We start from the raw sequence: 21,736 nt of genomic DNA, 5'->3' as shown, positions 1-21,736 counted from the left end.
ATCGACGGAAATACGACCCGTCGACCGGCCCCGACCGTGCAGGAGGGCCCGGGGGTCTCCCCCCGGGAATCCCGTGGATCAGCCTCGCGGCTTCTCGCGCATCTCGTACGTCGCGATGACGTCGTCGATCTTGATGTCGTTGAAGTTTCCGAGGTTGATACCGCCCTCGAAGCCTTCGCGGATCTCCGTGACGTCGTCCTTGAAGCGGCGCAGACCGGAGATGTTGAGGTTCTCCGCGATGACCTTGCCATCGCGCAGCAGGCGCGCCTTCGTGTTGCGCTTGACCTCGCCGGAGCGGACCAGCACACCGGCGATGTTGCCCAGCTTGGACGAGCGGAAGATCTCGCGGATCTCCGCCGTGCCGAGCTCGACCTCTTCGTACTCCGGCTTGAGCAGGCCCTTGAGGGCCGCTTCGATCTCTTCGATCGCCTGGTAGATGACCGAGTAGTACCGGACGTCCACGCCTTCGCGCTCGGCCATCTGCTCGGCACGCCCTGCGGCGCGCACGTTGAAGCCGATCACGATGGCGTCGGAGCCGGTCGCCAGGTTGATGTCCGACTCGGTGACCGCACCCACACCGCGGTGCAGGATCCGGATGTCGACCTCTTCACCGACGTCGAGCTGGAGCAGCGAGGACTCGAGAGCCTCCACCGAACCGGACGCGTCGCCCTTGATGATGAGGTTGAGTTCCTGGACCAGACCGGCCTTGAGCGCCTCGTCCAGGTTCTCCAGGGAGAACCGGACGCCCTTGCGGGCGAAGTTGGCGTTGCGCTCACGGGCGGCACGCTTCTCGGCGATCTGACGGGCCGTACGGTCCTCGTCGACCACCAGGAGGTTGTCGCCGGCACCCGGGACGTTGGTGAGACCGAGCACCAGGACGGGGGTCGAGGGACCCGCTTCCTGGACGTTCTGACCGCTGTCGTCGAGCATCGCCCGGACACGGCCGTACGCGTCGCCCACGACCACCGTGTCGCCGATGCGCAGTGTTCCGCGCTGGACGAGGACGGTCGAGACGGCACCGCGGCCGCGGTCGAGGTGGGACTCGATCGCAATACCCTGCGCGTCCTGCTCCGGGTTGGCCCGCAGGTCGAGCGAGGCGTCGGCGGTGAGGACGACGGCCTCCAGCAGCGCCTCGATGTTGAGGCCCTGCTTGGCGGAGATGTCGACGAACATCGTGTCGCCGCCGTACTCCTCGGCCACCAGACCGAACTCGGTGAGCTGACCGCGCACCTTGGTCGGGTCGGCACCCTCGACGTCGATCTTGTTGACCGCGACCACGATCGGCACCTCGGCCGCCTTGGCGTGGTTCAGCGCCTCGATCGTCTGGGGCATCACACCGTCGTTCGCCGCCACCACGAGGATCGCGATGTCGGTGGACTTCGCACCACGTGCACGCATGGCGGTGAACGCCTCGTGACCCGGGGTGTCGATGAAGGTGATACGGCGGTCCTCGCCGTTGACCTCGGAGGAGACCTGGTACGCACCGATGTGCTGCGTGATACCGCCGGCCTCGCCCGCGACGACGTTCGTCTTGCGGATCGCGTCCAGCAGCCGGGTCTTACCGTGGTCGACGTGACCCATGACGGTCACGACCGGCGGACGGGAGACCAGGGCCTCTTCGCCGCCCTCGTCCTCACCGAACTCGATGTCGAAGGACTCGAGCAGCTCGCGGTCCTCCTCCTCCGGGCTGACGATCTCGAGGACGTAGTTCATCTCGTCCGCGAGGAGCCTCAGCGTCTCGTCGGAGACGGACTGCGTGGCGGTGACCATCTCGCCGAGGTTCATCATCACGGCGACGAGCGACGCCGGGTTGGCGTTGATCTTCTCCGCGAAGTCGGTCAGGGACGCACCGCGCGACAGCCGGACAGCCTGCCCGTTGCCGCGAGGCAGCATGACGCCGCCCACCGACGGGGCCTGCATGGCCTCGTACTCCTGGCGCCTCTGACGCTTCGACTTGCGACCACGACGCGCGGGACCACCGGGACGGCCGAACGCACCCTGTGTGCCACCACGGGCACCCGGGCCGCCGGGACGTCCACCGAAGCCGGGACGACCGCCGAAGCCGCCGCCACCACCGGGACGGCCTGCGCCGCCACCGCCGCCGGGACCACCGGGACGGCCGGCGAAGCCGCCGCCGCCACCACCGGGACCTGCCGGACGGCCTGCGAAGCCGCCGCCACCGGGACGACCGCCGCCGCCACCGGGACGGGCACCGCCGCCACCGGGACCACGGCCACCGCCGCCGGGGCCACCGCCGGGACGCGGGCCCGCAGCGGGACGCTGCGGCATCATGCCCGGGTTCGGACGGTTACCCGAGGGGGCACCGCCCGGACGGGGAGCCTGCGGACGGGGCATGCCGCCCGGAGAGGGACGTGCGCCACCCTGACCCTGCGGGCGCGGGGCGCCGCCGGGACCACCCTGGGGTCGCGGGGCGCCGGGGCGCTCCTGACCGCCGCCGGGGCGCGGGGCACCGCCGGGACGGGGCGCCTGGGGGCGCGCCATGCCGGTGGAACCGCCGGAGGTGAAGGGGTTGTTGCCCGGACGGGGACCGGCCGGACGCGCGCCGCCGGGACGCGGTGCGCCCTGGCCCGCGGGACGTGCGGGACGGTCTCCGCCGCGCTCGGCGCCGCGCTGGCCGCCGTCACGCTGGCCGCCGTCACGCTGACCGCCGGCCGGAGCCGGACGGGCGGGGCGGGGGCCGGGGGTGGCACCCGCGGGACGCGGGGCCTGCTGCGGTGCGGCCGGCTGCTGGGCCGGAGCCGGAGCCGAGAACTCCGCGGCGGGCACCGGGGTGACCGGGGCGGGCTTCGGCGCGGGCTTGGGACCCGGACGGGGTCCGCCGGACTGCGCGGCGGGCGCCGCGGGGGTGCTGCTCGCCGGGGTCTCCGCGGCGGCCGGCTTGGGGGCCGGGGCGCCGGGCTTCGGGGCAGCGGGACGTGCCGCGGCGGCCGGAGACGGCGCCGCGGGCTTTGCGGGGGCGGCCTTGCGAGGCGCGCCAGGCTTTGCAGCGGACTTGCCGGCGTTGCCGCCGGGACCCTGCAGTGCGTCAGTCAATTTGCGTACAACCGGCGCCTCGATCGTCGAGGACGCCGAACGGACGAATTCACCGAGTTCTTGGAGCTTGGCCATGACGACCTTGCTCTCGACGCCGAACTCCTTGGCGAGTTCGTATACCCGGACCTTAGCCACTTCGCTCCTTTTAGGTCCGGGTTACCGCCGGACCGTCGCTACTTCATGGGCGTACTCATCGCGTACTCATCGAGTGCTCATCGCAATCTCGACCTACTTCCAACTCGCGAGGTACCTGACCGCACGGGGACCCGTGCCGTTCACTTTCTTACGGTGTCACCGCTCGACGAACCGCTGCAGTGCCGCGGAATCGAACGGCCCCTTGGCCTTGAAGGCCCGGAGGAATGCCCGGCGGCGGACCGCCAGGTCGAGACAGACAGAGGCGGGGTGCACGTACGCACCCCGGCCGGGCAGCGTACCGCGTGGATCAGGGACAACTTCACCCTCGTCCACCACGATGCGCAGCAGCTCGCTCTTGGCCGCCCGCTCCCGGCATCCCACACAGGTTCGCTCGGGGCAAGCGCGGGCTTGCGTCCGGCCAGACACGGCTAAGTCTACCTCCCCGCACCGACCTCACCCGTTTGGGGCAAAAATCGAACGGATGTTGTCGTGATCTCAGCGCCAGGGCGCTGTGATCTATTCCATCGGACGTGGTCGCGGCCCGTCGCGCGGGCCGGACCTCGCAGGGGTTCAGCCGCGCTCGGAACGCTCCCGGGCACGCTCCGCGCGCTCGCGGTCGGCGATGTCGCGCTCGGCGTCGGTCTCGGTGTCCGGGCGGATGTCGATGCGCCAGCCGGTGAGGCGGGCGGCCAGGCGGGCGTTCTGCCCCTCCTTGCCGATCGCGAGCGACAGCTGGTAGTCGGGCACGGTCACCCGGGCGGAGCGCGTCCCGAGGTCCACGACCTCGACCTTGCTCACCCGTGCGGGTGACAGCGCGTTGGCGACCATCTCCGCGGGGTCGTCCGACCAGTCCACGATGTCGATCTTCTCACCGTGCAGCTCCGCCATGACGTTGCGCACCCGGCTGCCCATCGGGCCGATGCAGGCGCCCTTGGGGTTGAGGCCGGCGCGGGTGGAGCGTACGGCGATCTTGGTGCGGTGGCCGGCCTCGCGGGCGATGGCCTCGATGACGACCGAGCCGTCCGCGATCTCCGGGACCTCCAGCGCGAAGAGCTTCTTCACCAGGTTCGGGTGGGTGCGCGAGAGCGTCACGGAGGGACCACGCACACCCTTGGCCACCCGGACCACATAGGTGCGCAGCCGCAGGCCGTGGGTGTACTCCTCGCCCGGCACCTGCTCCTGCACGGGCAGGATCGCTTCCAGCTTGCCGATGTCGACCAGGACGTTCTTCGGGTCCTTGCCCTGCTGGACGAGGCCGGTGACGACATCGCCCTCGTGGCCCGCGTACTCGCCGAACGTCCGGTCGTCCTCGGCGTCGCGCAGCCGCTGCAGGATGACCTGCTTGGCGGTGGTGGCGGCGATACGGCCGAAACCGGACGGCGTGTCGTCGAACTCCTTGGGCTCCTGGCCCTCCTCGAGCTCGGCCGGGTCGTCCTTGGCCCACACCGTGACGTGGCCGCCGGCGTCCAGCTCGACGCGCGCACGGCGGTGGCTGCCGTCGGTGCGGTGGTACGCGATGAGGAGGGCCGACTCGATCGCCCCGACGAGCACGTCGAAGGGGATCTCCTTGTCCTGCGCCAAGCCCTTCAGAAGCTTCACATCGATGTCCACGGCTACGCCTCCTCTTCCTTCTTGTCCTTGCGGTTGAATTCGATCTCCACGCGCGCCTTGACGATCTCGTCGAAGGCGACACGGCGCGCCGTGGGCTTGCGGCCCTTGACGCCCGGCACTTCCAGATCGAGTCCCTCGTCGTCCACCCCGAGGATGCGGGCCACCAGCTCGCCGCCCTCGCCCAGGGTCAGTCCGACCAGCCGGCCGGTGGCGCGTACGTAGTGGCGGTGCTCGGTCAACGGGCGGTCGGCGCCCGGAGAGCTCACCTCGAGGACGTACTCGCCCTCACCCATGGCGTCGGTCTCGTCCAGCGTCTCGGAGATGCTGCGGCTGAGCTCCGCACAGGTGTCGAGCTCCACGCCGTCCTCGGAATCCACGATGACCCTCAGCACCCGGCGGCGGCCCGCCCGGGAGACCTCGATCTCCTCGAGGTCCAGCTCCTTGGCGCTGACGAGCGGCTCCAGCAGTTCGCGCAGCCTGTCGCTCTGGGTGGTGCTCATCCGGGTGACTCCTCGGCCGCGTGTGCTGTTGTGGGGATCGTCGCGTGTCAGGTCAAAGGGTATCCGGTCCGCAGGGGTGTTGCCGTCCGCCTCCCGCCCGGCCGCGGGTACGCTCACTTCCGGTGATCACTTCACGTCAGAAACTGTCAAAAACCAGGCTGAAGGAGACAAGTGCACCGCACGGGGACGACGCGCAGGGGTGCGCTCACCGCTACGGGAGCCTTCGCCCTGGGCGCGGTACTGGCAGGCTGCGGGGGCGGCCAGGAGGCACCGGGGAGCCCTGCGGCGGCCGACGCGCGGAGCGCCTCGCTCCGCGCGGGGAAGGCGCTCCGGGCCGCCGCCGCCCGTGACAGTGTCTCGCTGCTCTCCCGCTACGACCTGGTCGCGGCCGCCCATCCGGTCGCGGAGGCCGGGCTCGCACCGCTGCGGGCCACCGTGCGGGAGCACCTGAGCGCCCTGGGCGAGCCCGCGAAGGCATCGGGCGGCTCCCCCGCCCCCGCCCCTCCGGCCGCCGCCCCCACGGACCCGCGGGCGGCGCTGAGGGAGCTGGCGGCCGAGGAGCGCCGGGTGTCCGACGTCCGCGCCGCGGCACTGCTGACGGCCGAACCGGAACTGGCCAGGCTGCTGGCCTCGGTCGCCGCGGCCGGCGCGGCCCACGCCTATCTGCTCACCGAACTGGCCAAGGAGACCTCGTCATGACCCGGGTGGCCGGAACGGACAACACCGACAGCACGGACGGCACCGAGGAGACGCTGCGGGCCGCACAGGCCGCGCTCGCCGCCGAGCACGCCGCGGTGTACGGCTACGGGGTGCTCGGCGGCCGGCTGGAGGGCGGCCGGCGCGGCGACGCCACGGCGGCCCGCGACGCGCACCGGTCCCGGCGCGACGCGCTCACCCGCACCGTGCGTGACCTGGGCGGTGCGCCGGTGGCCGCGCACGCGGCGTACGCCCTGCCCTTCGCCGCGCGGGACCCGGCGGCCGCGATGCGGCTCGCCGCGGTGCTGGAGGACCGGGTCGCCGGCGTGTACTCCGACCTCGTACGGGCCGCCCGGGGGCCGCTGCGCCAGGACGCCGCGGGCGCGCTCCGGGAGGCCGCGGTGCGCGCGGTGCGCTGGCGCGGCACCGGCGTAGCCTTTCCTGGGCTCGTCGAGAAGGCCGCCCCCGCCGACAACACAGCGGAGGCCGGCGCCACGGGCGTCACGCACTGAGCACGTACTGAGCACGCACTGAGCACGCTCTGAAAGGGAACAAGGCACGTATGGGTTTCGAACCGCCGCAGCGTCTGGTGCGAGCGCTCGGCGAGACGTGCGGGGACGCGGCCGCCGCCGAGTGGCTCGGGCGGCTCCCCGCGCTCGCCGACGACGCGCTGTCCGCGCACTCGGTCTCCCTCGACCGGGTGTGCGCCCCCGGCGGGCGGACGAGCCTCGTCCTCCTGGTGCGCCGCGCGGACGGCACGCCCGCCGCGCTGAAGCTCGCGCCTGCCGCTGCCGGACCCGCGCCCGAGCGGGCGGCGCTCGCGCACTGGGACGGCTGGGGCGCGGTCGAGCTCCTCGACGCTCCGGACGCTCCGGTCGCGGAGCACGCGCTGCTGGTGGAACGGCTGCACCACGAGGTGTCCCTGCGCTCCCTGCCCGAGGCCAAGGCCCTGCTGGAGGCCGCCGGCATCGTACGGCGGCTGTGGGTCGACCCGCCGGCCGGCCACTCCTTCGAGAGCGTCGCGGAGCGCACCGCCCGGCAGGTGGAGCCGATGCGGGCCGCCGCCGGGCTGGACCCCTCGCTCGAACCGCTCGTCTCGGCGGCCCTGGCGGCCCGCGAGGAGCTGCTCCAGGACTCCCCCGAGCACGTCCTGCTGCACGGCAACTTCCGGCAGAGCAAGGTCCTTTCGGGCGAGCGTGCCCCGTGGCTCGCGGTCGGTCCCGAGCCGCTGACCGGCGAGCGGGCGTACGACCTGGCCCGCCTGGTGCGCGACCGGGTGGAGGACCTGATCGCCTCGCCCGGCGGCGCCGCGACGGCCCGTCGCCGGGTCAAGAAGCTCGCGGAATCGCTGGAGGTCGACCAGGCGCGGCTGCGCGGCTGGACGCTGTTCCGGGCCGTCGAGTCCGGCACGCGTGCGCTGACGGCGGGGCGCGGGCAGGACGGCGAGCTCTCGCTGGAGTTCGCGGGCTGGCTGTAGCCGGACGCACGGAGAGGGCCCCGCGCGGTGCGCGGGGCCCTCTGCTGTCCGGCGGCTCAGCCCTGGTCGGTCAGGCGCGCGATCGCCTCGTCGACGGTGAGCTCCTCGCGCTCGCCCGTGCGGCGGTCCTTCAGCTCCAGGACACCCTCGGCCGAACGGCGTCCGGCGACGAGGATCTTCGGGACACCGATGAGCTCGGAGTCGGTGAACTTCACACCCGGCGAGACACCGGGGCGGTCGTCGACCAGGACGCGCAGGCCCGCGGCGCCGAGCTTCTCGGAGACGTCGAGCGCCAGCTCGGTCTGGAGCGCCTTGCCGGCGGCGACGACGTGCACGTCGGCCGGGGCGATCTCGCGGGGCCAGCACAGCCCCTTGTCGTCGGCGGTCTGCTCGGCGAGCGCGGCCACCGCACGGGAGACGCCGATGCCGTACGAGCCCATCGTGACGCGGACCGGCTTGCCCTGCTGGCCGAGGACGTCGAGGGAGAAGATGTCGGCGTACTTGCGGCCGAGCTGGAAGATGTGCCCGATCTCGATCGCACGGTCCACCTGGAGGCCGGTGCCGCACTTGGGGCAGGGGTCGCCCGCCTCGACGACGACGACGTCGAGGTGGTCGTCGACCTCGAAGTCGCGGCCCACGACCACGTTCTTCGCGTGCTTGCCCTCCTTGTTGGCACCCGTGATCCAGGCGGTGCCGGCGGCGACCCGGGGGTCGGCGATGTAGCGGACCTTCTCCAGGCCCTGCGGGCCGACGTAGCCGCGCACCAGGTCGGGGCGGCCCACGAAGTCCTCGGCGGTGACGAGCTCGACGACGGCGGGGGCGAGGTGCTCGCCGAGCTTGCCGAGGTCGACCTCACGGTCGCCGGGCACGCCCACGGCGACGATCTCGCCGTCGACCTTGACCAGGAGGTTCTTCAGGGTGGCCGAGGCCGGGACGCCGAGGTGGGCGGCGAGGGTCTCGATGGTCGGGGTGTCGGGGGTGTCCAGCTCCTCGACGGCGGCGACCCCGGAGGCGTCGGCGACCGTCGTGACCTTGTACGTCACGGCCTCGGTGTTGGCCGCGTAGTCGCAGTGGGGGCAGTCGACGAAGGTGTCCTCGCCGGCGGGCGCGGGGGCGAGGAACTCCTCGGAGGCGGAACCGCCCATGGCGCCGGAGACCGCGGAGACGACGCGGTGGTCGAGGCCGAGGCGGTCGAAGATCCGGATGTACGCCGCGCGGTGCAGCTGGTAGGCCTCGGCCAGGCCCTCGTCGGTGGTGTCGAAGGAGTACGAGTCCTTCATCTGGAACTCGCGGCCGCGCAGCACACCGGCGCGGGGGCGGGCCTCGTCGCGGTACTTGGTCTGGATCTGATAGAGGATCACGGGCAGGTCCTTGTAGGACGAGCACATGTCCTTGACGACCTGGGTGAAGATCTCCTCGTGGGTGGGGCCGAGGAGGTAGTCGGCGCCCTTGCGGTCCTGGAGCCTGAACAGCAGGTCGCCGTACTCGTCGTACCGGCCGCTCGCCTCGTACGCCTCCTTGGGCAGGAGCGCGGGGAGGAGGACCTCCTGGCCGCCGATGGCGTCCATCTCCTCGCGGACGACGCGGGTGATGTTCTCCAGGACCTTCTTGCCGAGCGGCAGCCACGACCAGATGCCGGCCGCGGTGCGGCGTACGTAACCGGCGCGGACGAGGAGCTTGTGGTTGAGCGTCTCGGCGTCCGCCGGGTCGTCGCGCAGTGTCTTGATCATCAATCGGGACATGCGCTGGACCTGGGCCATGATGAACTCCTGCTCGGAAGGGTGGTGAGCCCGAGGTTAGCCGGGGGGCCCGCGCGGGCGGAAATCGATTCCTCAGCCTCGGCGCAGCGGGAGGGGCGCGCCCATCACCGCGTACGGCTTGGGCGCGCTCGGGAAGAGCACCTGCCGGGCCAGGTCCTGGTAGCCCAGGGCGCGGTAGAGGCCGCGGGCGGGGCTCTCGGTGTCGATCGCGGAGAGGATGGAACGGGGCAGGTCGACGGCGTCCGTGATGGTGGTGATCAGACCGCGGCCGACGCCGCGCTGCTGGAACTCCGGGTGGACGTGGAGTTCGGTGATCACGAACGAGTCGTCGAGCCAGCCCTCGGAGCCGGTGGCGCGCAGATACGGCTCCACGACGGTGGACCACCAGTGCGCCCGGTCGTTCGGCAGCCCGTAGACGAACCCGACGAGCCGTCCGTCGGCGGTGGTGGCGCCGAGAGCGCGTGCCCGCGGGTGGTCGAGGTGCCGCAGCACGATATGGCGGCGTACGTCGATCTCGTCCTGGGTGAGGCCGAAGGCGAGGGCCTGCACGGCGAGGGCCTCGTCGACACGGGCGGCGAGGTCGAGCGGTCCGACCACGATGTCGGGGGTCCCGGGGTCCCGGGGGGACGTGGGCGTTGCTGCTGCCATGCGGGAACCCTACTGGCCGTACCGCCGGGTCAGAACAGCACGCTCATGAACGTGCCCGTCTCGCGGAAGCCGACGCGGCTGTACGCCCTGCGGGCGGCGGTGTTGTAGTCGTTCACGTAGAGGCTGACGACCGGTGCGACATCGCGGAGCGCGAGCTGCAGGACGGCTGCCATGCCCGTCTCGGAGAGTCCTCGTCCCCGGGCCTCGGGGGCGACCCAGACGCCCTGGATCTGGCAGGCGCGGGAGGTGGCCGCGCCGATCTCCGCCTTGAAGAGGACCTTGCCGTCCTCGATGCGCGCGAAGGACCGGCCGGTGGCGATCAGCTCGGCGACCCGCGCCTGGTAGAGGAGTCCGCCGTCGCCGGCGAGCGGGGAGATGCCGACCTCCTCGGTGAACATGGCCACGCAGGCCGGCATGAGGACGTCCATCTCGTCCTTGCGGACCCTGCGCACGAGCGGGTCGGGTGCGACCTCGGCCGAGGGGTGCTCGGTCACCATGAGCGGCTGGTTGGGCCGGACCTCACGGGCGGGGCCCCAGCTGGGTTCGAGCAGGCGCCACAGCTGGGCCGTGGGGCCCGCCGGGCCGACGATCGAGGAGCAGCGGCGGCCGGCTCTCCTGGCGCGGTCGGCGAAGGCCCTGACGGCCTCGGGGGTGGCGCAGATGGGTACGAGGTTGGCCCCGGAGTAGCAGAGTGAGCGCAGCCGGCCGTCGGTGTACCAGCCCCACATCTCTCCGCCGAGACGCCAGGGGTCGAGCCCGGCGACCTGGACGCGCGACGTGACGAAGGCGTTCTCGACGGGGGCGCTCTCAAGGATGGCGAGCGCGGCGGGGAGCTCGCCGGGGTCGAGGACCCGGGTAGTGGTCTGCGTCAACACTGGGGCCTCACCAAACGGTCTGCTGATGTCCGCACTGTACCCAACAAGCCTGTGGGGTGCCGCCCCGCGGGAGTAATCACAGGTGAGGGAGGGCGGACGCACCTGTGCCCCCGCAGAGCACCGCCTGCGGGGGCACGGAGAGGACGGGGAGGTCAGCCGGCGATGGAGACCTGGGGCTCGCCCGAGGCGATGCCGTCCTTCTCCATCTGCTCCGCGATCTTCATGGCTTCCTCGATGAGGGTCTCCACGATCTTCGACTCCGGGACGGTCTTGATGACCTCGCCCTTCACGAAGATCTGGCCCTTGCCGTTGCCCGACGCCACACCCAGGTCGGCCTCGCGGGCCTCACCCGGACCGTTCACGACGCAGCCCATCACCGCCACCCGCAGCGGGACCTCCATGCCCTCCAGGCCCGCGCTCACCTGGTCCGCCAGCTTGTAGACGTCCACCTGGGCGCGCCCGCACGACGGGCACGACACGATCTCCAGCCGCCGCTGCTTCAGGTTCAGCGCCTCGAGGATCTGCAGACCGACCTTGACCTCCTCCGCCGGAGGGGCGGACAGCGAGACCCGGATCGTGTCCCCGATCCCCTCGGAGAGCAGCGCGCCGAACGCGACCGCGGACTTGATCGTCCCCTGGAACGCCGGGCCGGCCTCCGTCACACCCAGGTGGAGGGGGTAGTCCGACTGCGCGGCCAGCTGACGGTAGGCGTTCACCATCACGACCGGGTCGTTGTGCTTCACCGAGATCTTGATGTCCCGGAAACCGTGCTCCTCGAAGAGCGACGCCTCCCAGAGCGCCGACTCCACGAGCGCCTCGGGCGTCGCCTTGCCGTACTTCTTCAGGAGCCGCGCGTCCAGCGAGCCGGCGTTCACACCGATGCGGATCGGAGTGCCCGCGTCGCCCGCCGCCTTCGCGATCTCCTTGACCTTGTCGTCGAACTGCTTGATGTTGCCCGGGTTCACCCGGACCGCGGCGCAGCCGGCGTCGATCGCCGCGAACACGTACTTCGGCTGGAAGTGGATGTCGGCGATGACCGGGATCTGCGACTTCCGCGCGATCGTCGCCAGCGCGTCCGCGTCGTCCTGCGTCGGGCACGCCACGCGCACGATCTGGCAGCCCGAGGCCGTCAGCTCCGCGATCTGCTGCAGCGTCGCACCGATGTCCGACGTACGCGTGGTCGTCATCGACTGCACCGACACGGGCGCGTCCCCGCCGACCGCCACGGTGCCGACCTGGATCTGACGGCTGACGCGTCGTTCGGCGAGCTTGGTCGGAACGGCGGGCATTCCGAGAGAAATCGCAGTCATGCGCTGAGCATCCCCAAGGTGTGGATCAGTGTGGATCGAGGTACCGAGAACGGCGGACTCCAGGCTTCGAGGTTACGGCACCCGAGCCGAACAGGACGCACCCGTGCCGTCAAACCGCCCGTAGGTGGGCGGCCGGACACCGTCTGTGTGACCGGCCGCCACCCGTGGGACAGGTGGGACGTCAGGTGATCTTCACCGGGTTCACGATGTCGGCGACCAGCACCAGCAGCGTGAAGCAGATGAAGATCCCGGCGACCACATAGGCGACGGGCATGAGCTTCGCCACGTCGAAGGGGCCGGGGTCGGGCCGCTTGAAGACCTTGGCCACGTTGCGGCGCAGGGCTTCCCAGAGCGCGCCCGCGATGTGCCCGCCGTCGAGCGGGAGCAGCGGGAGCATGTTGAACAGGAACAGCGAGAGGTTGAAGCCGGCCAGCAGGAACAGCATCATCGCGATCTGGTTCTGCGCCGGGACGTCGAGGTTCATCACCTCGCCGCCGATCCGGGCCGCGCCGACCACACCGACCGGCGAGTCGTCGGCACGCTCGCCGTCGCCGAACGCCGCGTTCCAGAGGTCGGGGATCTTGGAGGGCAGGGCGATGATCGAGTCGACGCCGTTCTCGATCATGTCGCCCATGCGGACGACCGAGTCGCCGAAGGAGAGCGGCAGGATCTCCGTCTTCGCGGCGAAGCCGAGGTAGCCGGCGCTGATGTACTGGTCCGGGACGACCTCACCGTCGGCGTCCTTCTTGGCGACGGCGTTCTTCTTGAGCACGGCGCTCAGGGTCTGTTCCCGGCCGTCGCGCTCCACGGTGAGGGTGGCGGGGCCGATGGTCTGCCGGATCCTGTCCGACAGGGTGGCCCAGTCGTCGATCTTCTGCCCGTTGAAGGCGACGATCGTGTCGCCCTCCTCGAGACCCGCGGCCTTCGCCGGCGAGACCGGGTCCGACGACTTGCAGGTGTCGCGGTTCTCGCTCTGCGCGATCACGCACTGCTGGACGCCCGCGACCTCGGTGGTCTGGGTCTGGAAGCCGAAGGTCATCGCCACGCCCATGAAGATCGCGACGGCGAGGACCAGGTTCATGAAGGGCCCGGCGAACATCACGATCACGCGCTTCCACGGCTTGCGCGTGTAGAAGAGGCGCGTCTCGTCGCCCGGCTCGAGCTCCTCGAAGGCCGCGGACCTGGCGTCCTCGATCATGCCGCGCCAGGGCGAGGTCGAGCGTGCCTCGATCCGGCCGTCGGGCCCCGGGGGGAACATGCCGATCATGCGGATGTAGCCGCCGGCGGGGATGGCCTTGATGCCGTACTCGGTGTCGCCCCTCTTGCGCGACCAGACCGTCGGCCCGAAGCCGACCATGTACTGGGGCACCCTGATGCCGAAGAGCTTGGCCGTCGACAGGTGGCCCAGTTCGTGCCAGGCGATCGAGAACAGCAGACCCACGGCGAAGATGGCGATCCCGAGGATCGTCATCAGGATCGTCGTCATGCTCATACGTGCGCCTCCGCTGTCGCTGCCGCCGAGAGTTCACGGGCCCTGGACCGGGCCCAGGTCTCCGCTTCCAGGACGTCCGCGACCGTCAGTGAAGTTCCCGTGGCAGGGGTGCCGTGTTCGGCCACCACCGTCGTGACCGTATCCATGATGCCGTTGAAGGGGAGCCGTCCGGACAGGAACGCCTCCACGCACTCCTCGTTGGCCGCGTTGAACACGGCGGGCGCCGTGCCGCCGAGGGTGCCCACGTGCCGGGCGAGCCCGACCGAGGGGAACGCCTCGGTGTCGAGCGGGAAGAACTCCCAGCTGGATGCCTTCGTCCAGTCGAAGGCGGGGGCCGCGTCCGGGACCCGCTCGGGCCAGCCGAGACCGATGGCGATGGGCCCGCCCATGTCGGGCGGGGTCGCCTGGGCGAGGGTGGAGCCGTCGGTGAACTCCACCATCGAATGCACGTACGACTGCGGGTGGACCACGACCTCGATGCGGTCGAACGGGATGTCGTAGAGCAGGTGCGCCTCGATGACCTCCAGACCCTTGTTGACCAGGGTCGCGGAGTTGACGGTGATGACCGGGCCCATGGCCCAGGTCGGATGCGCCAGGGCCTGCTCCCGGGTCACGTCGGCCAGCTCGGCGCGCGTACGGCCGCGGAAGGGTCCGCCGGAGGCGGTCACGACCAGCTTGCGGACGTCGGCGCGCTTCCCCGCGGCCACGGCCTGGAAGAGCGCGGCGTGCTCGGAGTCGACCGGGATGATCTGCCCGGGGGCGGCCAGCGCCTTCACCAGCGGGCCGCCGACGATCAGCGACTCCTTGTTGGCCAGGGCGAGGGTGCGGCCGGCCTTCAGCGCGGCGAGCGTGGGGGCGAGGCCGATCGAGCCGGTGATGCCGTTCAGCACGGTGTGGCAGTCGCTCGCCGCGAGATCGGTGGCCGCGTCGGGGCCGGCCAGGACCTCCGGGAGCGGCTCCCCCGTGCCGTACTCCTCGCGCAGGGCCTCGGTGAGCGCCGGCACCTTGCCCTCGTCGGCGACCGCGACCGTGCGTACGCGCAGCTGCCGCGCCTGCTCGGCGAGGAGCCGGACCCTGCCGCCCGCGGCGGAGAGCGCGGTGACGCGGAAACGGCCGGGGTTGCGCAGGACCAGGTCGATGGCCTGGGTGCCGATGGACCCGGTGGAGCCGAGGATCACCAGATCCCGGCGGCCTTCCGTCGCGTCGAAGACACGATGCGGATCGGCGAGGGGTGAGGGGCTGTCGCTCATGCCCCCCATTGTTGCCGCATCCGCTGTGCGCGCTGACAGGGCGCCCCTGTCAGCGCGTGCCTCAGGCCTGCCCGGCACGGAATTTCTTCCACTGGGCGGCCATGACGTCCTCCGGAACTCCTCCGATGTCCTCGGTGCCCAGGACCTCCGCGCGGAAGGCGAGGGTGGTCGGCCCGGACCGCAGGACGGTGAGGTACTCGTACAGCTTCAGCTTCCCCTTCACGTCGAGGACGGTGAAGCGGTAGGCCTTCGCGTCGTCGGCCTCGTCCGCGAAGGCGGGGAGCGACGCCGGTTCGACCTTCTCGTACCTGGCGCGCGCGACGGCCCGTTCCTCGGTGAGGCCGCCGGCGCAGTCCCGGCCCGCCCTCTCCAGGGACTCCATGACCTTCGCGGCCTCACCGTCACCGTACGAGCGGAGGGTCACGTCGACGGTGACGCCGAGCATCTCCTCGGGCTTGTCGGCCTTGCGCCGCACCTGGGCGACGGGCTCGTGGCCGCTGACGTCGCCGGAGAGGCTGACGAGCGGCTGGCAGACGGCCGGGTCGGCGGTGTACGCGTCTCCGAGCGGCCCGTCCAGGGCGTACTCGGACGCGGTGAGCGTGCCGGCCCGCTCCCCGTCGGTGAAGGCGAGGGCGGTGAGCTGCGCCTCGGTGAGCGCGCCACCCGCGGGCGCCGTGCTCGCAGGCTGCGAGGCGGCGGGACTCCTCCCGGCTCCGCCCTTGCCGCTGTCGTCGTCGCCCCCGCATCCGGTGAGACCCGTGAGCGCCAGCACCGCGCATCCCGCAACCAGGCCGCCCCGTCGGCCGCCCGCCCCGTACACCCCGAACATCCCCGCCCCTGTCTCCTGTTGACGAGCCGGGACCGGTGTCCGGTCGCGGCCGAGGCTCGATTGTGCGGCATACGGGGTCAGAAACGCGTATCGAGACCGAACTTCTCCCTCAGCCGCCGCATGTCCGCCACATCGCGCTCGGCCGGTTCGTAGCCCTGGTGGAACAGGGCCTGCTGCTCGGCGGAGATGCATCGCACCGTCGTCGTGCCGACGGTGCCGGTGACGAAGCAGTCGGCGGGGTAGCGGAACGGCTCGGCGGGATCCAGGGAGGACTGGACGGCCGAGCCGTCTGCGGCGAACTCCAGCGGGTGCAGGTCGATCTCGAGCCCGGAGGGGTGGCTGAGCACGAAGCGGGCCGGACGCCAGTCCAGCGTCTCGGTGTATCCGGCCGACTCCAGGGCCGCCACGACCGCCGGCTCCTGCTCACGGACGTGCAGCAGGTCGAGGTCACGGTGCTCGCGCGTCTCCTCACCGAGCAGGGCGTCGACGCCCCAGCCCCCCGCGACCACCACGTCGGTGCCCGCCGCGCGCAGCAGGGCCAGGACGGACAGGACGTCGTTCCGGGACATCATGCGGGCGACCGTAGTCCGCCCCGCGTCGGAGCGCACCGTCATTTCCCGGCGGCGCCACCCGCCACGAACGCGGCGAACTCCTCGTGGAACCGGGGGAAGGTCTTCCGTACGCAGCCGGGGTCGTCGTAGCTCACGCCGGGTGTGCGCAGTCCGGCGACGGCGAACGACATCACGATGCGGTGGTCGCCGTGGGTGACGATCTCGGCGGGGCGAGGGGTGCCCGGGTGGATCTCGATCCAGTCGGGTCCCGTGTGCACGGTGATCCCCATGTTCCGCAGGTTCTCCGCACACGCCTCCAGCCGGTCGCACTCCTTCACCCGGGTGTTGGCGACGTCCTCGATCCGTACGGGCGAACCCGCGAACGGCGCGATGGCGGCGAGGGTCGGCATCGTGTCGGAGATGTCGCGCATGTTGACGGTCAGGCCGGAGAGCCGGCCGGAGGAGCTGACGGTCGTGGAGTCCGCGGTCGTGCGGACGTCCGCTCCCATGCGGCGCAGCACGTCGGTGAAGCGCAGGTCGCCCTGGAGCGCGCCGGTGCCGAGACCGGGAACGGTGACCTCACGGCCGGTGAGGGCCGCCGCGGCGAAGAAGTAGCTCGCGGTCGACGCGTCGGGCTCGACGGCGTAGGTCGTGGCGCGGTAGCCCCCGGGCGGGACGGTGAAGGTGTTCCCCTCCCGGACGACCTCGACACCGAAGCTGCGCATCATCGCGAGGGTGATCTCGATGTACGGCGCCGAGACCAGCTCCGTCACGTCGATCCGGAGGCCTTCGTCGGTCAGCGGGCCGAGCATGAGCAGGGCGGTGAGGTACTGGGACGACTCCCCCGCGTCGAGGGTGAGTGTGCCGCCCTTGACGCCCGACGCCTCGATGGTGAGCGGGTGGTGGCCCTCGGCCCCCTCGTGGCGCAGGTCGACACCGAGGGCCCGCAGGGCCTGGGTGAGCGGGGCGAGGGGCCGGCGGCGCATCTGCGCGGAGGCGTCGAAGCGGTACGTGCCGGACGACGCGGCGGCGGCGAGCGTGGGCAGGAAGCGCGCGGTGGTGGCGCCGTCACGGCAGTGGACCTCGGCGTCCTCGGCGGCGGGCCCCGAGGGGCGCCCCTCGATGTGCCATCGGTCCGGTTCACGGCTCACCCCGTAGCCGAGGTGGGTCAGGCCCTCGGTGAACCCCTCGGTGTCGTCCGAGTGGAGGGGCCTCAGAAGGGTGGTGGTGCCGTTCGCAGCCGCGGCCAGGAACAGGGCGCGGGCGGTGACGGACTTGGATCCGGGGATGTCTATGACGGTCACGGGCGCCCATTTTGCCGTGCGGCGCCCGTGCCCGCGGGACGCGTCCAGGCAGTGGACGCGTCCCGCGGGGGTGCCGGGTTCAGCGGACGGTGCGGTGCACGTCGTCCCCGGTCGCCGGGCCGGGGGTGGCGTCGGCGATCCAGGGGCCGTCGCCGCTGGGGTCGAGGACGCCTTCCTCCAGCCAGGTGTAGGTCCCGGAGAGGACACCGTCGACGACGCGCTTGTCGATGTCGTCGGTGTTGGACCAGAGCCGGCCGAAGAGCTCCTCCACCCGGATGCGGGACTGCCGGCAGAAGGCGTCGGCGAGCTGGTACGCCTCGCGCCCGTGGTCGTCGTCGGCCCGCAGGTGCTCGGCCCGGACGCACGCCGCGCTCATCGCGAAGAGCTCGGCGCCGATGTCGACGATGCGGCCGAGGAAGCCCTGCTTGGTCTCCATGCGGCCCTGCCACCGGGACATCGCGTAGAACGTGGAGCGGGCCAGCTTGCGGGACGAGCGCTCGACGTACCGCAGGTGCGCGGAGAGGTCGGGGTACCCGGGGACGCGGAACTCGCCGTAGGAGTTGGGCAGTCGGCCGGGGCCACTGACCAGCTTCGGGAGCCATCGGGCGTAGAAACCGGCGGCGTTCGCCCCGGCCCTCGCCTTGTCGGAGAGCGGCTTGTCGGGGTCGATGATGTCGCCCGCGACCTTGAGGTGGGCGTCGACGGCCTCGCGGGCGATCAGCAGGTGCATGATCTCCGTGGAGCCCTCGAAGATCCGGTTGATCCGCATGTCGCGGAGCATCTGCTCGGCGGGGACGGCGCGTTCGCCTCGGGCGGCGAGCGAGGCGGCGGTCTCGAAGCCGCGTCCGCCGCGGATCTGGACGAGCTCGTCGGAGATCAGCCAGCCCATCTCGGAGCCGTACAGCTTGGCGAGCGCGGCCTCGATGCGGATGTCGTTGCGGCTCTCGTCGGCCATCTGCGAGGAGAGGTCCACCACCGCTTCGAGGGCGAAGGTGGTCGCGGCGATGAAGGAGATCTTCGCGCCGACCGCCTCGTGCCGGGCGACCGCCCTGCCCCACTGCTCGCGGACCGCCGTCCACTCCCGGGCGATCTTCAGGGACCACTTCCCGACGCCGACGCACATGGCGGGCAGCGAGAGGCGGCCGGTGTTGAGGGTGGTGAGGGCGATCTTGAGGCCCGCGCCCTCGGGGCCGATGCGGTTGGCGGAGGGCACCCGGACCTGGTGGAAGCGGGTCACACCGTTCTCGATGCCGCGCAGGCCCATGAAGGAGTTGCGGTGCTCCACGGTGATGCCCGGGGAGTCGGCCTCGACGACGAAGGCGGTGATGCCGCCCTTGTGCCCGTCGGACCCGGGGACCCGGGCCATGACGACGAGCAGGTCGGCGACGACCCCGTTGGTCGTCCAGAGCTTCACGCCGTCCAGGACGTAGTCGTCCCCGTCGGGCACGGCCGCGGTCGCGAGCCGTGCCGGGTCGGACCCGACGTCGGGCTCGGTGAGGAGGAAGGCGGAGATGTCCGTCCGCGCGAGGCGGGGCAGGAACGTGTCCTTCTGCTCCTGTGTGCCGAACATCTTCAGCGGCTGCGGTACGCCGATGGACTGGTGCGCGGAGAGCAGCGCGCCGATCGAGGGGTTCGCCGAACCGGCCAGGGCGAGGGCCTTGTTGTAGTAGACCTGGGTCAGGCCGAGGCCGCCGTACTTGGTCTCGATCTTCATGCCGAGGGCGCCGAGTTCCTTGAGGCCGTTGATCACCTCGTCGGGGATCCTGGCCTCGCGCTCGATGAGGGCGCCGTCGACCCGCGTCTCGCAGAACTCGCGCAGCCGGGCGAGGAAGGCCTCACCGCGCCGTACGTCGTCCGGGGCGGGCTGGGGATGGGGGTGGATCAGGTCCAGCCGGAAGCGTCCGAGGAAGAGTTCCTTGGCGAAACTCGGCTTGCGCCAGTCCTGTTCGCGGGCGGCCTCGGCCACCTGCCGGGCTTCGCGCTCGGTGACTTTGGGGGCCTGGGGGATGTCGGATGGGGCGGACATGAGGAGCTCACCTCGCCGCGAGTCGGGATATGGGTCGGGCCGTACGCGTGCCGATCGGTGTCACTTGTCCGTATCTACCCGATCCCCGCCACCCCCACCACCGTGCGGCGGCCTCCCGAGGCATACGGAACCGGCCTGAACCCCCGCACAGCGGGCTCGGGCCGGTTCGTTGCCCGCCCGGTCACCCTCTACGCGGAGCAGGAGACGGGGAGACTCGAAGTTCGCCTGACGACTCGGCTGATCGGGCGACCGCGATTCCCGGCCGCAGGAGTGCGGCCCGACGAAGGCGGACACCTCCCCGTCTGCTTCATGAGCCGCGCTGAGCGGGCCCGGGTCCGGCGCCCTCCACCGTACGGACCGCGCGGACCCGGGCACGTCGTTCAGCGGGGCCGTACGACCCGGTCGGCCACCCGACCCGTATAGCGGTCCAGATCCCTGACACATCCCTGGACGGCCTCCCACGGCCGGCCGAAGGCCGTCCCGGCTCCTGCTGCCAGGGACAGTTCCGTCGCCGTGGGAGCCGCCGCCGAGTGCCCGACCCGTACGGCGCAGCTCACCGAGGAGTACGGGGCAGTGGTCCCCTCCGGGACGCTCACCGTCACCGTGAGCGCGCAGCTTCGCAGGTGTGCCCCCTCGGCATCGATGAGCGGCCGCATGCGCGCCACCAGCGGCGCGGCGAACTCGTCCAGGGAACCACCCGGCAGTGGCACCGCACGGTCCAGTACCTGAGCGCCGATGCCACGCAGGGCGGTCACCGTCAGCCGCAGGGCCCGGGCGTCGAAGAGCTGCCTGTGGTGCAGCGCGTACACCCCCACAAGTGCGGTGCGCACCGCGTTCTCCAGCGGGTCCTCGTGCATGACGGGTACCGCCCATGTCCACCGCCGGGGCGTGATCCGGCGCGGAGCCCGTCCTCGGGCCAGAGCACGGAGCCCGTCCGCCACCGTGTCGCCGAGCAGCCACCGGCCGCCGTGGTCGACGCACAGCAGGCGCCCCGACTCGGTCACCGCGATCAGCCCGTCCGCGTCCGTGCGGCCGAGCGGAAACACGTCCTCCCCGACTGTGTCACCGAGCGCCCGTAAGGCATGGAGCGCGTGTCTCCCCTCACGGGGGTCGATGACGCAGCCCGTCGCGGCGACGTCGGCGCCCTCCGCGACAGGGTGGAGCACCAGCCCGAAGAACTCGCGCAGCGCCCTCCGCGCGGCCGGGAAGAGCTCCCAGCCGCGGATGCCGGTGGCGGGTGGGACGACGGCCGTGGTCATGAGCGCGGCGGACATGGCACGGTCACCGGCGTCCCTGCCGGGGTGCCACCCCGCGGCGGTCAGCGCGTCCTCGTCCGTGCTCATGAACCGATGACGTCGACGCCGAGTTCGTCGAGCAGCGCGGAACAGGAACGGCAGACGCGGGCGGGGGTCCCGTGTTCCGGATCCCCTTGCGCACGGATCTTCTTCGCGACCAGCGCGGAGCCCGCGAAGTGGTCCCGTGCCTCGGCGAGGCTCGTGCTCCCCCGGTCGGCGCGTTGCCGGTCCAGCGCCCACAGCTGGTCCGAGACGAGCGCGGACTCGGCGCAGTAGCCGATGAAGGGCTCGCGCAGGCCGGCGGGCAGTGCGTCGAGGAACGCCTGCACGGCGGGGTGAAGCCGAGGCGTTTCGTCACCGGTCAGATTCGTGTGGCTGACGATGGTTCCCTGGATGAGCAGGGAGGCGGCCACACCTGGTACGAGGTCAGACAAAGTAGCTCTCCGCGTCTTCCTGGTCGCCGGTCATCAGACTGGCCAGGGCCTCCATGTCATTCCCACCGAGGAAGTAGGGCCCGGTGTGGTGCAGGTAGAAGAAGCGCCCCACATCGTCCAGGAGGACGATGCCGTTCTCGGATGTCTCCCAGCCCACGGGGAAGAGCCGGCGCCCCAGGTTCTGCGCCAGTTCGACGACGAGTTCGGCGTCGCCTTCATAGCCGAAGGTGGGATCGGCCCGGAACTTCCTCTCCGGCGCCAGGGGCATGGGGAACTCCAGGCCGGCGTAGGACGAGACGAATCGGTACACCTCGTCCCACGGCTGCAGCGGGAAGCCCTGGTCGGCGGAGCCGCGGACACGGACCGCGATCAGCCGCTCGGCCTCCGCCTCGTTCTCTCGCCCCGGATACCAGCCGTTGGCCCGCAGCCAGGCGTCGAGCTCGTCCCTGGGGGGTGGTGGTCTCATCGTGTTCCTTGCTTCAGGGGATC

The 21,736-nt window shown here is 71.6% G+C and carries 20 protein-coding genes; 3 read left to right on the top strand and 17 right to left on the bottom strand.

All coding sequences use genetic code 11. The features are described from left to right. Positions 1-78: 78 nt before the first annotated feature. The 4 genes from infB to rimP form a co-directional block, all read right to left on the bottom strand. Positions 79-3,189, bottom strand: coding sequence for a translation initiation factor IF-2 (infB, locus tag OG488_RS27640; RefSeq protein WP_329233454.1), 3,111 nt, complete (start codon positions 3,187-3,189; stop codon positions 79-81). Between the two features lie 156 nt (positions 3,190-3,345). Beyond that, a complete protein-coding gene (locus OG488_RS27635) occupies positions 3,346-3,615 on the bottom strand; it encodes a YlxR family protein (RefSeq protein ID WP_329233452.1) in 270 nt (89 codons plus the stop codon). A gap of 144 nt (positions 3,616-3,759) precedes the next feature. Next, positions 3,760-4,800 carry a transcription termination factor NusA gene (gene nusA / locus OG488_RS27630; RefSeq protein WP_329233450.1) on the bottom strand — a complete coding sequence of 347 codons (1,041 nt, stop codon included), beginning with the start codon at positions 4,798-4,800 and terminating at the stop codon, positions 3,760-3,762. Positions 4,801-4,802: 2 nt separating this feature from the next. Beyond that, complete coding sequence (rimP, locus tag OG488_RS27625; protein WP_329233448.1) at positions 4,803-5,300, bottom strand: ribosome maturation factor RimP; 498 nt, start codon at positions 5,298-5,300, stop codon at positions 4,803-4,805. 171 nt (positions 5,301-5,471) lie between these two features. Between rimP and OG488_RS27620 the strand changes: the two genes are divergently transcribed. From OG488_RS27620 to OG488_RS27610, 3 genes are read left to right on the top strand one after another with little or no spacing between them, the layout of a single operon-like run. Beyond that, a complete protein-coding gene (locus OG488_RS27620) occupies positions 5,472-5,999 on the top strand; it encodes a hypothetical protein (protein ID WP_329233446.1) in 528 nt (175 codons plus the stop codon). After that, a complete protein-coding gene (locus tag OG488_RS27615; RefSeq protein ID WP_329233445.1) occupies positions 5,996-6,508 on the top strand; it encodes a ferritin-like domain-containing protein in 513 nt (170 codons plus the stop codon). Before OG488_RS27620 ends, OG488_RS27615 begins: the two co-directional genes overlap by 4 nt. A 50-nt stretch (positions 6,509-6,558) precedes the next feature. Continuing rightward, positions 6,559-7,473 carry an aminoglycoside phosphotransferase family protein gene (locus OG488_RS27610; RefSeq protein ID WP_329233443.1) on the top strand — a complete coding sequence of 305 codons (915 nt, stop codon included), beginning with the start codon at positions 6,559-6,561 and terminating at the stop codon, positions 7,471-7,473. Between the two features lie 56 nt (positions 7,474-7,529). Here the strand turns inward: OG488_RS27610 and OG488_RS27605 are convergent, their stop codons facing one another. The 13 genes from OG488_RS27605 to OG488_RS27545 all read right to left on the bottom strand — a co-directional run bounded on the left by OG488_RS27605 (position 7,530) and on the right by OG488_RS27545 (position 21,713). After that, a complete protein-coding gene (locus OG488_RS27605; protein WP_329233441.1) occupies positions 7,530-9,233 on the bottom strand; it encodes a proline--tRNA ligase in 1,704 nt (567 codons plus the stop codon). A gap of 72 nt (positions 9,234-9,305) precedes the next feature. After that, complete coding sequence (locus OG488_RS27600) at positions 9,306-9,881, bottom strand: GNAT family N-acetyltransferase (protein ID WP_329233439.1); 576 nt, start codon at positions 9,879-9,881, stop codon at positions 9,306-9,308. A gap of 29 nt (positions 9,882-9,910) precedes the next feature. Continuing rightward, positions 9,911-10,756 carry a GNAT family N-acetyltransferase gene (locus OG488_RS27595; protein WP_329233437.1) on the bottom strand — a complete coding sequence of 282 codons (846 nt, stop codon included), beginning with the start codon at positions 10,754-10,756 and terminating at the stop codon, positions 9,911-9,913. A gap of 152 nt (positions 10,757-10,908) precedes the next feature. After that, complete coding sequence (ispG, locus tag OG488_RS27590) at positions 10,909-12,066, bottom strand: flavodoxin-dependent (E)-4-hydroxy-3-methylbut-2-enyl-diphosphate synthase (RefSeq protein ID WP_103513666.1); 1,158 nt, start codon at positions 12,064-12,066, stop codon at positions 10,909-10,911. Between the two features lie 181 nt (positions 12,067-12,247). Beyond that, positions 12,248-13,558, bottom strand: a complete 1,311-nt coding sequence (locus tag OG488_RS27585; protein WP_329233434.1) for a M50 family metallopeptidase — start codon at positions 13,556-13,558, stop codon at positions 12,248-12,250. Beyond that, a complete protein-coding gene (gene dxr, locus OG488_RS27580; RefSeq protein WP_329233431.1) occupies positions 13,555-14,817 on the bottom strand; it encodes a 1-deoxy-D-xylulose-5-phosphate reductoisomerase in 1,263 nt (420 codons plus the stop codon). Before dxr ends, OG488_RS27585 begins: the two co-directional genes overlap by 4 nt. 52 nt (positions 14,818-14,869) lie before the next feature. After that, a complete protein-coding gene (locus OG488_RS27575) occupies positions 14,870-15,637 on the bottom strand; it encodes a hypothetical protein (protein WP_329233429.1) in 768 nt (255 codons plus the stop codon). Between the two features lie 77 nt (positions 15,638-15,714). After that, entirely contained in the window at positions 15,715-16,209 is a 495-nt protein-coding gene (locus OG488_RS27570) for a nucleotidyltransferase domain-containing protein (protein ID WP_406464769.1), read from the bottom strand. 38 nt (positions 16,210-16,247) lie between these two features. Then, a complete protein-coding gene (aroA, locus tag OG488_RS27565) occupies positions 16,248-17,492 on the bottom strand; it encodes a 3-phosphoshikimate 1-carboxyvinyltransferase (protein WP_329233425.1) in 1,245 nt (414 codons plus the stop codon). A 79-nt stretch (positions 17,493-17,571) separates the two neighbouring features. Then, positions 17,572-19,518 carry an acyl-CoA dehydrogenase family protein gene (locus OG488_RS27560; RefSeq protein ID WP_329233423.1) on the bottom strand — a complete coding sequence of 649 codons (1,947 nt, stop codon included), beginning with the start codon at positions 19,516-19,518 and terminating at the stop codon, positions 17,572-17,574. A 380-nt stretch (positions 19,519-19,898) separates the two neighbouring features. Continuing rightward, positions 19,899-20,861: an SUKH-3 domain-containing protein gene (locus OG488_RS27555; RefSeq protein ID WP_329233420.1), complete on the bottom strand. Its 963-nt coding sequence runs from the start codon at positions 20,859-20,861 to the stop codon at positions 19,899-19,901. Continuing rightward, positions 20,858-21,247 (bottom strand): YwqJ-related putative deaminase, encoded by a 390-nt coding sequence (locus tag OG488_RS27550; protein ID WP_329233418.1) that lies wholly within the window; start codon positions 21,245-21,247, stop codon positions 20,858-20,860. Before OG488_RS27550 ends, OG488_RS27555 begins: the two co-directional genes overlap by 4 nt. Continuing rightward, the gene (locus OG488_RS27545) at positions 21,240-21,713 is read right to left on the bottom strand and encodes an SUKH-3 domain-containing protein (protein WP_329233416.1); all 474 of its coding nucleotides are present in this window, start codon (positions 21,711-21,713) and stop codon (positions 21,240-21,242) included. Before OG488_RS27545 ends, OG488_RS27550 begins: the two co-directional genes overlap by 8 nt. Positions 21,714-21,736: the final 23 nt, after the last annotated feature.

Origin of the sequence: Streptomyces sp. NBC_01460 (genome assembly GCF_036227405.1) — a bacterium.
In the GTDB taxonomy this organism is placed as follows: Bacteria; Actinomycetota; Actinomycetes; order Streptomycetales; family Streptomycetaceae; genus Streptomyces.
Note: the sequence above shows the minus strand (reverse complement) of the source record. Positions and strands in the feature narration are given on the sequence as shown.